A 16,102-nucleotide genomic window follows, 5' to 3' on the forward strand; every position below is an offset into this window, starting at 1 on the left:
TAGATTAATGGGTAACAAGCGGGCATGCAAGAGAGAATTTTTAGTAACCCACTGAATTCATTGCACTTATTTAGTGCGCACAGTGCTCAAAAATGTACATCACTTACTAACTGCTACATTGATATTTTAATTATTCTTTAAATCAGATGTCGGACAATCCACATACAATGCGGTGAAAACCTGATATTTTGCTATAGCGGAGCATAAGGTTTTATTACGCTAGAATTTCGTCCGTTTTTTACCAAGAAAGGGGATTCGAGACGCATTTTCATCATTCACGTTTGACACTATTATCATAGAAATCAAAAGAAAATAGCCTATTTTAGCAGCAATGTTTTTATCGTCCTGACTACAAGCCTCCCTCTATTTTTTAAAATCTTTCGGCTTAAAAGACGCGCCTAAACATGAGTTGCAGTTCACTTTTTTGTATACTTTCCCCCTATTGAGCTGCTTGATCCCCAAGCTCATTTAAGCGCACCGAATACGATGAACATCATGCTACGTGTTGGTGCATTGTGGTGCATATGAAGATTTAGAAAAAAACGGCTTTTTCTGATCATCCTTCAGCATTTTTATTGATCAGTCTTTAGGTAATATCTCTAATGTTCTAAGGCTAGACAAATTCGTAATTAACATGGGTAATACTCCTAGCACTGCCGCTAATGTAGTAATAATAGAATCGAAGGCAATGTTGGCACTGAAAATCACTAACAGAAATAATAGCCCCACCAGCATAAATAATGGCGGTCGCAAATTATGCCAAATACTCGACCGCGTTTCTTTAAGCCATACCTCAATGTGCTTCGCAGACTCTGCGCTCATGACAAATTGCCTGAAGCTCTCATTCACCAAGTGCCATCCGCAATCTCGATAAATTAGTCCCCTTCGTTGTAAATGACCAATAATTTCAGCACTGGCTGGGTTTAACTTGGCACCTTGGGCAAGCTGTAACAAAATGAGCCGTTCATTCGTGGTGCATTGCTCCCACCGCATGCGATAAGCAGGCCGGGCGTGGTGAACAAAAAACTCAACAATTTGCTGAGGAGACCAGTAATTGTCCAGTTTCAGCGCGTGCTGCACCTCTTTTAGGTGAGCCACATTAATGCCATTCAGCGCAGACAATACTGCATCAATATTTTCTGCTGAGCGCTTTAGCTTTATTTCTAGATGGTAAATCAGAAACGCCCGTTGCACATCGAGTAAATCGGGCCAATGCGTAGATTCATGCGCCAGTACCGAAAAGGCGGTAGGCGATGTGGTGAGGGTATTTTTCTTACTGGCTACCCAATAATAATGTATAGAAAAACTGCGAAGTAATTTGCTCCACTGCCATAACTCGTTTTTACTCGGTAAATGTTGAGTTTCAAACGCAGGGAAGCTCTCGGCGTGGCTAAGTAACTGCATCGGTGACATTTCAGATACTAATATCAAGTGACACTTGTGTTTTTGAAGGGTTTGAATAAGCTCGAATGCGGCATCCCGTTCGGTGTGATCAAGCAGTGCTTTGTTTAGCCCTTTTAAAATAATGGTTGGCGTATTTTCAAGTTCATCTATTTTTACTATCTTATCAAAATCGGGTTCTTTCACGCGTGTGAGCCAATCTTGTATATCACCCACTTTATTTTCAAAAATTGTATGTTCGTGGGCTAAAAATGCGTTTTCTAAGTCAGATTGGCTGAGTTGGCTAATAAACTGAACCTGCACACGTTCAGAGTGTTGTGGTGTAAGTTGTTTCCAAATGTACTCACTGTCTTCTGCTTCAGATGGAGGGCGCAAGCGATAGCTGTCAAAAATATGCTCACCTAACAGCTTGCGACTAATAAGCAATAGGGCTGCACAAAACACACTGAATACGAAAACAGCAGTAATCATTAGCACAGGTAAAATATAGAAAGCGCTGGATGATCGCATGAAGCGTTGTGATGAGTAATGGAGTATGTGGTTACTGGTTGTTTTTATGTCAGTCCCCGCTTTGAATCGATACTCGGCTGCAGAATCCGTTTGCAACGCTAAACTACTGACAATAGCGTTAATAAAAGTATCAGTGTTGTTGTTCAATACCGATGAATAGTCTTTAGCTTTATCTAATGTTACCCAATTCTCTCGTTCTAATGCCGGGAATATGGTCTTGAAGGGGATCTCGGGGTTAGCAGCTGGTAGCCCGCCTCTTGCGCTCAATGGCTCTTGATACATTAATGCTCGATACTGCTGGCTTTCCAATGAGACATGTTGCTGCATCTCTAATAGATGTTGGTTCTGGAAGGTTGCCTGCCCTTCTAGCATGTAGCTATTTACGCTATTCACTAATAGAACCGTAGGTACAACCGTAACAAGATAAATGCATCCCGCTAAATACCAAATGTAACTGTTCGGCACGCGACTACTCAACTCAGACAAACTACTGGGTTTTTTATCTGATTGAACAGCAATTCCCTCGCGGACTGATTTTATCCACATTAAGCAGGTAGAAAACAAAAATAATCCGATCCCTAATAGCGGAAAAAACAGCGAATCGTAGCTTGAGTGAGATACATGGCTGTTTTCAGTATTAGTGAAAACTCCCGATAAAAGCAGTAATGACAGCGAGGCGAAGCAAACCAACGGAATAAAGAACGGCATTCGAACTAATAAACCAGGCGTGCTTACGTATCGCCATGCTAAAGCCTTTAATGATAATTTCTTACCCTCTATTTCAACGGGCACAAAGATAAATTGCAAAATGATGAGCATGAACGTTAACGTAAAAGACAAAAAGGCCAACCGTGGAATAACGGTATCGATAATGCCAATGGTGAAAATTTGCATAGCGCAAGCAGACCAAATCCATAAGGCCAACCAGCGATAAGTTTTACGCTCTCCCCCTATGACATTTGCGTTAGGTGTAGTGCTATTTGGGTTAGGTATAGCGGTATTTTCATCATCGTACTGATAATGAAACAAACGCGCCCACACACCTTGTGAGCTAATGTATCGGCTAATTAGTACTAAGGGAATTAACAGGGTTAAGTAAAGGATAACTGCTAGAAACACCAGAAGCATATTAACCTGCGACGCTTCTTCTTGGTTGTAGAACACCACAAGCGCCCATTCAGGTATGGTAGAGTGCAATGGCCCAATAACCATGCTGTGTTCTTCTCCGCCATAATCTAACTGGAGCTGCGCGGGCTGGTCAATGTCTATATTCTGTAAGTTGGATAGCGTCGTTAAAAGCTGTAAATCGTGTCCGTTTTCAGCCACGAAATTCTCCACTAAACTTCGCTCTTCGTTACTGTGGTAGAGCACTTTCCCCACTTGGTCGATAACGGCATACCCTATATTTTTCGGCATTACGCGCTGATTTAAGCTGGTCAGTAGCGTACCTATAGAGCTTACACGCTTGGTTATTTCGCCGGTGCCATTTTCCCCATCTTTATCGATATGTTCGAAAACCAATTGGCTATTAAACCTTGCATCATCGATATTGCGTATTCGTTCAATGAAAAATTGCTGGGGTATAGCGTTAGTTGATTCAAGCAATTTTTCACAGCAAACTTTTCGCCTTGTAGTGTTATAGTGAAATTTACCAACAAGCTGTATGTCTAGGCGCCACAGACCTCCATTCCACGCTCGTTTATAGTACTCACGTTCATTTAGAGGTGTTTTTTTAAAGTTATGAAGGTTTTTATGCGGGCGAAAAATCATGTCAGGCCTGTTCTCTTTATAGCGACTCACCACACCGCTTTTGCCAAGCAAGAACCAGTTTTCAATAAAATAAGCGCTGGTATCAGCTACTGATTGCTCATTAATAAGCGAGCAATTCAATAAATCAGTCACGTTGACACTATTCTCGCTACCGCCTGAATCTACACAGCCTGAAATGACATCACTTTGGCTTCTCTTAAAATAACGAGAATCTAATAACAACAGTTCCGATAACTCTTTATCGAAATCTGAACTTATCATTTTGTGTATATGTGTGGAATCTAGGGTCTTTTGTTGAAGCCAATATCTAAAAAAAAGCTGATCGCTTATCGCAATCGTGGCAACTCCAACTAAAATAAATAACCCTAAAATACATTGGGTAACATCAGAACGCGTATAGCTATAGGTGGGAGCACAGTACTGAATTTTAAGAATAGGAAGTGTAGCAACGAGCAGTGTTAAAAAGAGTACTATCCATAACGCTGTATTGTTACCAATTTTAAGGTTATTGAGGACCACTTCTTTTTTTTCTACGAAAGCTAGCAGGTAGAGCGTCGTTGCGTCGTCTTCACCTCCAGTGTTTAAGCCAGTTATTGTAATGGGTTGCCGATAAACCCGAAGGTATAGCCCAGCAATTTGCCTATCTACAGAATCACTCGCCTTTAGATTACCTTTACTACCCGTTTCATTATTTTCTTGTTTGCCCAGTAATTCTTCTACGTTTGAAAAGCGAAGATCAGACAGCGCTTTTGCGAAATTACTATGTCTTTTTTCCGCAATGACCTCTCCATTCTCATCACTGATCACCAGCAATGGAAACGGGCTTAAATGATTCGAGATAAGGTCAGCGATGGGCACTGTTACCGTGTTATGCGCTACATGAACTTTAAAAATACGAGATTTTGCGTCAAATTCGCTGTTAACTTTATTTGCTTCGACCCTGGTGGGTTCTTCGGTACTAACATCATTTTCTACTTCACTTTTAGTGGTACTATTCACTATCACAAGGTGTTTAAAGTTTTCATTCGAACTAATACGCTTTTTAAACTCACTGACTTTTTCATTGCTATTGTGGCTCTCATTTCCACTTTCGTTTTTAGTTTCTTGAGGCTTAAACTCCTCTTTCACGCTTGTTAAAAGCATATCAATAGACTGCTGTAGGCTCTTGCCCGCCTCATTTAATTGCCGCAGGTAACCATGGTTTTGCTGAATTTCATTCTGTTGAATTCGAAGAAAGTAGTATGCAGAGCCCACCAAAATAGCAATGAGCAAAAGTAGGCTGTAACGTTTGAGGGCTTCATGTCTGCCTGTGTGCATAATCCATACATCCATGTCGAATTAAGATAAATAAGTATGGCTCACACAACCAAATTTGTACATTTTTTAAACAGTTTATTTATGACGACTTAAGCGATAAACAGAGATTTAACCCGTTTTGATCCATATCAACGCTATTTTGCCTGACATAAACCACACTACAGCTATCCCGAAACCAACATGACTACGTGTATGCTCTCGCTAGTAAATAACAGCAATACAAACCACGACATTCATCCTGAACATCATGGCTTGTATAAACTTAGCTTAAGCCCTAATGCGGATATTGCGGTGGCGAGCAAGCCAGTCTTTGGTGCGAGTATTACTTTTCACGCAGACCTACTCACTCACAACAGCTTCATTGTTAAACCTGACAATTTATTAGGATGGGTAGATATGGGGGGACTAGCTTATTTTACGATTTGTTCAGGCCAGCTTCCCCTAGGCGTCAATAACGTGAATGGCAATGCAACCACGCTACCTTCACAATTTATAAGCGCGGAAAATGGCATGCTGCGCTTCACGTCAGCACTTCGCATATACCTACTGGCAAAAAAGCCCAGAGACATTCAGGAACACGGGTTATGTTACTTCACCCCAGTATAATTAAAGACATAAAGCGACGCGCAGACAGATCAGCAAAAATGGTATTTCTTACTAAGGCTGCGCTATTAGCTACTGGCGCTACTTTTTTCGAGTTGTCAGCAGCTTATTCTCGGTTTCTTTAGGAACGCTAACGGTAGACGGCAACACGTTATTCACCTTCTAAAACGCACATCTTAATCGCTTCTGATAAACCTGAAAAACGCTTATCTCGCCGTTCTACCATAGCGCTAAATGTGGTGGTGTTCGCGATAATCAAACATCCTTCTTTCGCCCGCGTTAGGCCGGTGTACACTAGGCCCCGATGAAACAACCCTGCGGCTTTTTCACTTTCCGGTTTAGGCAGTAATAACACCACGTATTTAAATTCTGAGCCTTGCGATTTATGTATTGTCATTGCAAATACCGTTTCAAACGCAGGAACCCGAGATAACGAAATTGAACGTAGGTTGCCGTCTTGAGTTTCAAACCAAGCCAATAGCTTTCCATTAAAATCAGGCCAGATAATACCCACCTCACCATTTGATAAGCGCTGTGGATGATTGTTTTTCACAATCATAATGGGCTGGCCTTGGTAGAAAAAACCTTCGCGGCGTTTGATATTGTGTTTAATCGCATCGAACACCAATGCATTTAATCCTTCTACACCCATGTCGCCTTTTCGTATCGGGGTCAACCATCGCACGCGATTGAGCAAACTAAGGGCTTCTTTCGCGCTTTGCGCTTGAAACACAGGTTCGTAACTTTCTTGTGCTAACTTTTTTAACGCGCTGATTGTGAACTTACTTTCAGGTTGTATAAATACACCATCTTGTAGCCAGCGATTTTTGTCGCTTAGGTTTTTAGGCTTTTGGCTGGAAGCGTTTTCTGTGAGTAGCTTTTCTGTGGCAGCATCTGAATGCATAGCATCAAACGCCTGCTTGCTTTTTCCTGCCTGAATAGCGGTGGCAACTTCAGCTACCTGCCCTTTAAATCGCTGAGGGGCTTGAAGGGTATGTACCCAGGTTTTGGCATTTTCGTTGAGCGGAAGTAAAGGCAGATGTGGACAGAGGGTAGCGATGTGCTGACGTAGTTCGCTAGTCACTGCGCCTAGGTTATTTTCAGATATACCCATTTCGGCAAACTCTGCTTCGTCGCTATCGTGCACAAGTTGCTCAAGTACATTCCCCAACTCTACAGCAGGCAGTTGATCGGCATCACCAATAAAATACAAACGCGCACGAGGCGGTAGAGCGCGAATAATTCTAGCCATGAGTGCCAAATCTACCATGGACGCTTCATCCACTATAAGCACATCAAGCATAAGCGGGTTGTGCTGATTATAGCGTGTGGCGATGGTGTGTTCACGTAGACCTAACAACCTATGTAATGTGACAGCATCAGTAGGTACACTATTTAATAATTTGTCATCCACCTTACCCCGTAAGGTTTCCAAATTACTCACAATAGACTCGGTCATGCGCTGCTGCGCTTTACCTGTTGGGGCGGCTAGTACTATGCGTTCATTCTGGTTACACGCTTGAAGCGCTAATAACAGCCTGAGTACGGTGTAGGTTTTCCCTGTGCCAGGGCCACCGTTAATAACACTAAATTGTTGCACTAAACTTTTGGCCACCGCAACTTGTTGCCAATCTTGCTCATCAATGGTGTTGGTTGGAAACATGGCTGGCCACAAGGCTTTAACCCGTGATAGCCCGTCTTCACTTAGCGCTGTGATATGAGTTCGATTAGCGATACTGGCGGCTATCTCTTGTTCAAAGTTATAGTAGCGCCGGCTATACAATTTGCCTGATTGATACACAAATAGCGGGGATATCTTGTTATTTTTGTCATCCTTTTCACTGCCCAGTGCCTTTTTAATTACACTGATCATTTCGGTAAGGCCAGGAAATTTGTAGCCTAATTTACGAGATGACGTAACTGAATCTGATGTTGTAGGTTCAGGTTGTACATACAATACCTGAGCAGATTGAGGCTCAGATTCGATCCAAGGTCGTGAATCAGGGTCGATTTCTAATTCACGTTCTTGTTCCTGTTCGGAATCAGTTTCTAATTTGGCTTCTAATTCGGCTTCTGATTCGGCTTCTGATTCGGCTTCTGATTCGGCTTCTGATTCGAGAAGGGGCTCAACAAACAACCGAGCTCCCGCGACTTCAGTGAGTAACAAGCAACTATGACCGCTGCGCTGCATAAATGACAACGTTACCAACAGGTGTAACCAAATAACCTGTTCAGCGTCGGTTAGGCTTTCGCAATGCGCAAACTCCAGTGCCACAAAACGATCGATAGCTTCAATGCCGAAAAGTTGTTCTAAGTACTCGTGACTATTTATCATAAGTCCAACTCCCCTTGCACTGCATCGGCTGACGGGGCATTTAAGCCTTGCTTGTTTGAAAGCGCTTCGCTAGAAACCGTTTTTCCTGAAGGTTCTTTTTCTTCTTCTTTGTCGTCGATGACGTCTATGCCTTCGTCTGCAATCTCTGGTGCAATCTCTGAGCCTGAAAATAAGCGATCCAATGCCTGTAGCGTTGCGCTATCTATGGGCGTGAAAAAGACGCCCTCCCCGTTCGTATTGCTTGGGTGCATGCCTCGCAAATACAAATAATACACGCCTCCAAAATGCGCTTCGGGCGTATAGTCAACAATGGCATTCTTTAAGTATCTATGTAGTGCTAAGCAATAGATTAAATACTGCAAGTCATATAGATGGTGCTGATTATTAGCGTTTAATGCTTGAGGCATATAGTGAGACACACTGTCGCCTAGCCACGTAGATTTATAATCGGCAACATAGTACTTACCTTCATAGGTAAATATTAAGTCGATAAAACCGTGCATCATGCCTTCAAGGGCCGACATCATTAAAGACGGAACAGGCTCTGCTGTAATAGGTTCTGATATAGATAAAATTGTGGCAGATTCGCCACTGTTATCTAGTGCAAGCTGCTTTGCCACAGACTTTCTATGTTCGAATAATATGTGCTTTAGTTCGCTCCATTTACTTTCGTTCATGGGAAAATAAAACTCCGCTTCCCGAAGGGTTTGCGGTAGTGAAAGGTCTGATAAGGTTAAATGACTCGGCGCCTGCTTTGTACCCAATGGCGTAGCTAGCACTTCGTCTAACCAGTTATACAAATCGTCTGTACGCGATGCTTCTAAACCAAATCGAACGGCAAGTTCAGCGCCGTTTTCATTCCAATCAGGCGCAGAAAAGTCGTTTAGCTCGAGTAAGTCATGCAATAAATTACCGGCGCTCGCCCCTTTTTGTAAGGTAAAGCGTATTTGGTTCTGAGAAACAACCTCAGCAGAGTTAACCTCAAAACCATCATCTAGTGTTATCTCTTCGTCTCGTACGGTTTGCATAACGGGTATGCTGGGTACTGTTTGGTTAACATTTTTTGCTGCTTGCCCTGCTGACATCACCGTCATGCGGCTAATGGCCGAGAAAGAAAATAAGCGCCAATCTTCGCTGCTTGTACCTGCAAACGTTAGCGTAGCTAAAGGGACAACCGTTTCTGTGCCGTCAAAGCTTGAGTATTCATGCGCCATCGAATCGGCACTAATGTGAGTAGCGTGAGCGTCGGGTTCACGAGCAATCGCGTCTAACATGGTTGCCCAATCACGACCTTCATCGTCATTAATGTTAAGGGCGTGGGCCAAGGCGCTTTTTTCATGCCCGTCTAGTGGTAATACACCCATATAACAGCGATGAGCCGCTCGGGTAACGGCTACATACGCTAATCGCATTTCTTCAGCGTCGCCCTCTTTGCGTACCCGTTCAATTGCCGTATTAGTGCGTCCTAATTGCAGCTGCAATTCTTGGCTCTGTTCATCGTAATAGGTGAATATTTGCGAGTACGACTTTCCACTTTTCGCTGGGTCTCGGTAACCCGTAGCAAAGGGAACAAACACAATGGGGTACTCTAAGCCCTTAGACCCGTGCTGGGTAACCAAGCGTATTAACTGGCTGTCACTTTCAAGTCTTAGCGTCATTTCTTCATCACTTTCAGGCTGATGAATTTGCTTGTGTAACCAATCAAGTAATTGCTCGGGGCGCTGATGGGTTGCCCCCGCTTTTTCTAAGGTTTCCGCTAAATGTTGGTAATTAGTAAGCGCGCGCTCTACTTCTGAACCATATGGTGTGTAATTCTCTTGCATTAAGTGCAGCAGTACGCTCATGCAGCCTTTTTGAAGCCACATATCACGTAGTGAGGTAACCTTGTCATAGGCTTCATCCCATAGCGCATCGTCTTCGTGATATAACAAATTAACGAGGGTTTGCGGAGTGTACCCCCATAAAGGTGAAGCTAAACTTGAGGCAACCTTACTGGTATCGGTGTTATGCCACACACCATTAAGCAGGCGCAGCACATCTTTAGCCTCGGGGGTGGCAAATAAATTACTTCTATCGCTTAAATAAACGCAGGCTAAGCCTTGTTGCTGTAATACATATTTAATGACAGAAGCTTCATTACGGTTTTTTACCAGTATGGCAATATCGGCAGGTTTAACCGGTCTAGCGGGTTTAGCGGGATCCTTTTCATCGACAAAAGTCACCTCATTAAACAAGCGGTAAATCTCTTGCGCTATCCATTGTGCTAAACCACGGCGTAGCGTATTCGCATCACTTTTTTCATCTAAGCTGAAGCTCACGTAATTCATTGCATCACGTTCGTCATTAGGATCGTTAAGTGGATGCGTTGCTGCCGCGGCTTTGGGTGTAAATTCGACCGGATTGTATTGAATATTAAAGCCGAACACATCTCTAGGGCTAGGCGCTTGTGAGCCTAGCTTTTGTAGATCAGACTCTTGTAGGTCGGGCTCTTGTAGGTCGGGCTCTTGTAGGTCGGGCTCTTGTAGGTCGGGCGCTTGCGGAACCGGCGCGCCATAAAAAAGACGGTTATAGGCCTTCACCATACCGGCAACCGAACGCCAGTTGGTGTTCATTACCCACCGGTAATCGGCCTGCTGGCCTGCTTTTAAATAAGTAAATATGTCGCCGCCCCTGAAGCGATAAATCGCTTGTTTGGGATCGCCAATCATCAGAAGCGCGTTATCGCTTTTCGAATTACCAGCATCTGTTTCGATGCCCGTATCTTCTTTAGCGTTAACATCACTATCGTGAACCGATGCTTTGGGATAGACCGCATCTAAAATAGCGTATTGCTTGGCATCGGTATCTTGAAATTCATCAATTAACGCAACGGGGAATTTCTTTCTAAGCTCAGGTACCAAGCTATTATCAGGCTTAACCACTTCATCGGCGAGCATACGAATAAGGTCGTCAAAGTCGATAACCCCAAGTTGCTGCTTTTGCGCCGCCACATTAGTTTTAATAAAGCTAATGGCGTCGTTAACCAGAGTAAAAACAGGAATTTTATCGAGGTTATCTTGCTTGTCTTTGCATGCTGCTAATATGGCATCGGCAAAGCCTTTAATGGGTGCAAGAATTTCTTTTATCCCTGACTTATTTCTACCAAACCGACGGCCATCAAGAAACGAGGCTCCTTCTGCCGGTAGCGGCTCATATTCACCACTTTCAAGCCAAGATTTGAGCGCAGCAAGTTCAGGCGTGCGCACTGCTTTATGATCAGGCTTTTTAAGTAGTTGATCGTGAATAAGCGCTTCGTTATCCACAATATTATTATAATGGAACGTAAACTGTGCAGGCGCAGTACTCTCGTTTTCGTGCAGGCCAGCGATAAACGCCTTTTCTATGGTTTCTTCATCTAGCAAAACCGGCGTAAGCGCGCTTCTTACGCTTGAGGAGAATTCATTTAATAGGTTGTCTGGCACATGCCAGCCTTGTTCCGCCAACAACATGAAGTCGTCTTCATTTTGGGAGACTTTTCTTATCCAATCTTGCGCCGCTTGCAAATAGAGATCGTTAGTGTCTTTACTTAAGTTCAGCGCCATTGCAAAGCCACTATTAAACGCTAATTGCCCAATCACATGCTGGCAAAAGCCATGAATAGTGAAGACAGACGCATCATCAAGTTCTAATTGCGCAGCTTTTAGCAGGGCCAAACTGTCTTTCGGTGAACAGGCTCTATAGAGGTGGGCATAGACAGGGTCGGCACCGTTTAATAGCACAGCTAGGTCAGCGTTTTCCTTTAAATCTTCATTGTCGTTACTAGCGCTATCATTACCAGAACTGTCATCTCCAGTACTGCCATCTCCAGTACTGCCATCTCCAGCACTGGCACTAGCTGTATGAATGCCATCAACGTCTAAACAGGCCTCCCAAAACGCGGTGGCTTCTCTCAGCGTTTTGGCTACACGGCCTTTAATTTCTTCGGTGGCCGCTTTGGTGAAGGTCATCACCAAAATCTCTTTTACATTAAGTTTTTTCTCTAACAATAAGCGTAAGTACAAACGCGTGATGTTATAGGTTTTACCCGTGCCCGCGCTGGCTTCAATTAAATGCCTTCCTTTTAGGGGCATGGCTGGCACATTTAGCAATTGCGAAGCACTTTTAGACAAGCTCATAACTGCTCCTGTGATGAAATGTTAGCCACCAAAGCAAACAACAAAAATGCGTGTGTGGCTGGCATATCATGCCAACTCACGCCATCAGGGAATAACCATTTAACATAAGGGTTACTCGCGATATCAGCAGTAAATTGCCCAGATGACTGAAGCCAATTTTTGAGTATGCGCTCGGCATCATCACTGGCAAAAAATGCACGTATATCGGGTATTAGCGACTTGCCGGGTTCACCTGTGTCTTCAGTATCAACGCCGCCTTGTATATCTACACTTTCTCTATCTTCTATATCGTGGCCGCCAAGGCTAGCCAGAAATGTGGGTAAGGAGACTTTGTTTGCCAGAAGAGTTCCGGGGGATTTTTTTGTGCCACTGACTACCGCACTCATTAATGAGCTATATACGGGCGTTGGGGCGCTCAATACGTCAACAAACAATGATTCAATACTTAGTAAAATTTGGCAGGCTGTGGTTTTATCTACTGACGGAAAGCTACGCTTCATTAGCTTGGTTTCACCTTTTACCCAATCGCAGTAAAAGATATCTAGCGGGTATTGTGTATAGGGTGTTACTTCATCGCTTGCGCTAAACACAAGCTGTGTCATAAAGTAACCTAACGCTCTAATGTCATTCACCTTGCCTGCGCACGGCTGCATCAAGCTGTTTCCACCTTCAAGCGCACTCGCGGTAAACGTAAAGTGGTTGCCTGCAAATTGCGCCCGTTTGGGTTCGGCATCATGGGGCCCCATCGCTTGGGTAAGAGCTACCGCGCTTTCCTTCCACAGTTCAAGCTCCTCTTGCGCCACTGGGTTATTGGGAATGTCACCACGAAGCGCGGCGAACTGCACTACCCTATCGCTGTGCTGAAGGGTTGCTGCATTAGCATCATCAAATGAAGCACTGGAAGAAAACATAGCATCGAGTACTTGGTAGCGCACTAGTGCGTTGGTTTCAAAAGGTTCGCTATTGTCTAGCAAAGTCACCGATTGGGATAAATTTACCCCCAATCGCTGCTGAGAAAAGAACGCTAGTGGGTCGTTAAACGCTCGAGCCACCTGCATACACTGAAAGCTGGTATTTTCAGGCGTGCTGTCTACCGCCAAAGGCGCGAGTGAATGTTCTTGTTCCCCAGTTTCTTCGCTGCTTTCTTTGCTGGTGTCAATGTTGGGGGCACTGGTAGCGGCGTCACGTAGTGATTGGGCTAGACGCAACCATCCCGTTTCATAGCTTGGAAGTGTGCCGGTAAAAGCACTTTCGCTAAACGGGTGCAATGGGGCATGTTTTAAATAATGATCAATGTTTACTTGATAGCCGGTGTCTAACATATCGAGAAATTCGCCTAACACTAGGCTGGGCTGACGCTCACTGTTATTTTTTACATCGTTACCTTGATAGCTTAAATACAGGCTTTCTCTGGCCGAAATAATCGCTTCTAAAAAAAGATACCTGTCTTCTAAACGACGCGAACGGTCGCCCACTCTTCTATCAGGCCCCGCCATTAAATCGAGTCCTAACGGCGTAGACTTACGCGGAAACTCGCTGTCGTTAAGCCCTAATATGCACACTTTTTTGAACGGGATACTACGCATAGGTAGCATGGAGCATACCGTGACTTGCCCCGTCATGAAGTGGTTACCCGCATCTGGAGACGAAAATCGACTTAACAGTAATTCCCGCACCTGACGCAAACTTAAATCGTAGGTATAATCGGCTTCTTCACATCGAGCAGACAAATCAGCGGCAACTTTAGCAATAAGATCCCAGCTGTGTTCTTGTTCTTTGGTTGGCGTAAAGCAGGTATCACGTAGTGCTAATAAATCGGCACCCCATGCATTCGGACTTCGCGGGGTATTAAGCTCAGTGGCAAACTTCCCTAGTAACTCAATAACATGGATAAGCTTACCTAGCGTTACCGTCGACTGACCTTCTACGTCAGGGATGGTCAGCATGTTGTCAATAACACCTTCGCTATCTGGCGCTAACATACCTAATAATAAACGCTTAATTCCCCACCACCAGCTGTAAGTGTTTTCATGGGTGGCTCCTGCAGATACATTGGCTTTGTGGCTGCCATTTAATCCCCAGTGAATATGGGCTTGCTTAAGCCATACCGTCATTTGATCAATATCGTCTTGTGCAATACTAAAGCGCTTTTGAACCGCATCAAGTTGTAAGTAATCCACGATATCTGATACGCCAAAACGGCTGTCAGGTAAATGAAGTAGCGTCATGTAAGCAGCAATAAGGGGCTCTGCATCCATGGGGCTTCTATCTGCGATAGAACATGGCAAGCGTACAGGCCCATTGCCCCCTAGCGGTTTGGTGCCCACTCTATGAAATACGGTATCAACAAATGGGGCGTAGTTTTCTATCGCCGGGCACATCACCAGCACATCGGATGGCGTTCTCGATGAGTCTTGCGATAACCAGTGCAGTAAATGATCGTGCAACACCTGAACTTCACGTAGCGCCGAATGCGTACACATAATGGTAACACTGTCGTCAGCGTTATCGGTGGTGTCTGGTTCTGTGCTCTGTATGCTTGCGAAAGGCATAGCAGGTAACGCTTCTAATATATCGTTGTGAATTTGGTTCAATAGTAACGTTTCACCCCTTTCACTATCTGCAGGAATAGGCGCGTCGAAGGCACTAACTTCAAACGTCTCTAAATCGGTGAGCAAATTAAAAAGCTCTCTGCCCTGCTGGCCAAAATTACCTAATAGCGGGTTACTTTGGTCTTGCTGCATCCATTTCTCTAGGCCATCTATGCGCAGCTGCCTTGCGAGTTCACTATCGCTTTTCGCATCGCCCCAATAATTCACACTTGGGTTCAGATGAAAAATATGAATATCAATGTGCGCCGCTAATGCATCAAAAAAGGCAATTAACTGCGGCGCCATGGTGTTTATAGCGAACACCACAATACGTTTGGGTAATTCGTTATCACCACTTTTTAGGTGATCGCCGTTATTTAACGCAGTCAGGGTGAGTTGGTGCAGTCGTGCAGGATGTAAAGGTTCTTGCCTGGCTAGATGGCGCCATATTTCACTTTGCCAAATTTCAGATTCATCATTAGTTTTACGTTGGTTTTCTTCCCATGCAAACAACCAATCTGGACGATATAACAAATATTGCTCGTACACATCGGCCAGCGCCGTTGCCAATTGCAACCGTTGTACGCCTTGCTCTTGCTCACTTCCCGCTTGTAACCAGTACTTATTAACTTGCTCGAACGCTGCCATCGATTGCAGAGATGTCTCTTGTCCTGATCCCTCGAGTCCCGATGCCTCTAGTCCCGATGCCTCCAGTAAAAGTGCATCAATGCGCCATACGAGGACTTCACGTCGATAAGGCGACTGCTTAGGCACTTTATCTTTACCCAACACCAGCCTTGCCGTGTTCCACATAAATCGAACCGGCAAAGGAAAATCAAGATTCATCGCCACGCCCTGCTCTTTAGCAAGTTGCATACTTACCCAGTGCTGCATACCAGGGCTTTCAACTAATATCGTTTCAGGGGTAAAAACACCATTAGGTTGATGCTTGATTAGCGTAGTAAGAAGGAAGCTGAGGTGTTCAAGTTTGTTCGATGGATAAAGCGCGAGCAATCGGAAAATCCTTTGTCGTATTCAGCGGGCGTTATGATAATGAGTGTATCGTAATTCAATGAATAGGTAAGCTGAAATTAAACAGATTTAAGCGATATTATTACGGGATGGTGTTTAGTAGATGGCTAATAAGGACAGACAAAAAAAAGAAAAAAACCCATACAGGCCTCAGGACACGAAAAACCTGTATGGGTAAGGTTTACGGGTTACCCAGTAGCAACGTGAATAAACGTTGCCTGGCGCTCATTCACGTTAGCGCTACTGCATAACACAGTTAACAAAATTGATTTTGCAGGTTAAGTGCCAACTTTTATTCCTAATTAAAACAACAAGTTAATCAAACCTATAATTTATATAAGTCTTTCCTTAGGTTACTAATGGTGCAGATGCACCATTTATGCACCATG

At 44.1% G+C, this 16,102-nt stretch carries 5 protein-coding genes; 1 reads left to right on the forward strand and 4 read right to left on the reverse strand.

The features are described 5' to 3' along the window. Window positions 1–579: 579 nt before the first annotated feature. Window positions 580–4,998 carry a hypothetical protein gene (locus J5X92_RS11915; RefSeq protein ID WP_208805821.1) on the reverse strand — a complete coding sequence of 1,473 codons (4,419 nt, stop codon included), beginning with the start codon at window positions 4,996–4,998 and terminating at the stop codon, window positions 580–582. Window positions 4,999–5,178: 180 nt separating this feature from the next. Between J5X92_RS11915 and J5X92_RS11920 the strand changes: the two genes are divergently transcribed. Next, window positions 5,179–5,604 (forward strand): hypothetical protein, encoded by a 426-nt coding sequence (locus J5X92_RS11920; RefSeq protein WP_232363195.1) that lies wholly within the window; start codon window positions 5,179–5,181, stop codon window positions 5,602–5,604. Window positions 5,605–5,752: 148 nt separating this feature from the next. Here J5X92_RS11920 and recD read toward each other — a convergent pair whose 3' ends face one another. The 3 genes from recD to recC are packed head-to-tail and all read right to left on the reverse strand — an operon-like array spanning window position 5,753 to window position 15,695. Next, complete coding sequence (gene recD / locus J5X92_RS11925; protein WP_208805822.1) at window positions 5,753–7,936, reverse strand: exodeoxyribonuclease V subunit alpha; 2,184 nt, start codon at window positions 7,934–7,936, stop codon at window positions 5,753–5,755. Then, window positions 7,933–12,090 (reverse strand): exodeoxyribonuclease V subunit beta, encoded by a 4,158-nt coding sequence (gene recB / locus J5X92_RS11930; RefSeq protein ID WP_208805823.1) that lies wholly within the window; start codon window positions 12,088–12,090, stop codon window positions 7,933–7,935. Before recB ends, recD begins: the two co-directional genes overlap by 4 nt. Continuing rightward, window positions 12,087–15,695 (reverse strand): exodeoxyribonuclease V subunit gamma, encoded by a 3,609-nt coding sequence (gene recC, locus J5X92_RS11935; protein ID WP_208805824.1) that lies wholly within the window; start codon window positions 15,693–15,695, stop codon window positions 12,087–12,089. Before recC ends, recB begins: the two co-directional genes overlap by 4 nt. Window positions 15,696–16,102 lie beyond the last annotated feature (407 nt).

The sequence above is a fragment of the Alteromonas sp. K632G genome (assembly GCF_017653625.1).
Taxonomy (GTDB): domain Bacteria; phylum Pseudomonadota; class Gammaproteobacteria; order Enterobacterales; family Alteromonadaceae; genus Alteromonas; species Alteromonas naphthalenivorans.

What these genes read in the sequence shown, in the direction of transcription:
- J5X92_RS11915 (WP_208805821.1), bottom strand. Translation starts at nt 4,998, where the DNA reads ATGCACACAGGCAGACATGAAGCCCTCAAACGTTACAGCCTACTTTTG.
- J5X92_RS11920 (WP_232363195.1), top strand. Translation starts at nt 5,179, where the DNA reads ATGACTACGTGTATGCTCTCGCTAGTAAATAACAGCAATACAAACCAC.
- recD (WP_208805822.1), bottom strand. Translation starts at nt 7,936, where the DNA reads ATGATAAATAGTCACGAGTACTTAGAACAACTTTTCGGCATTGAAGCT.
- recB (WP_208805823.1), bottom strand. Translation starts at nt 12,090, where the DNA reads ATGAGCTTGTCTAAAAGTGCTTCGCAATTGCTAAATGTGCCAGCCATG.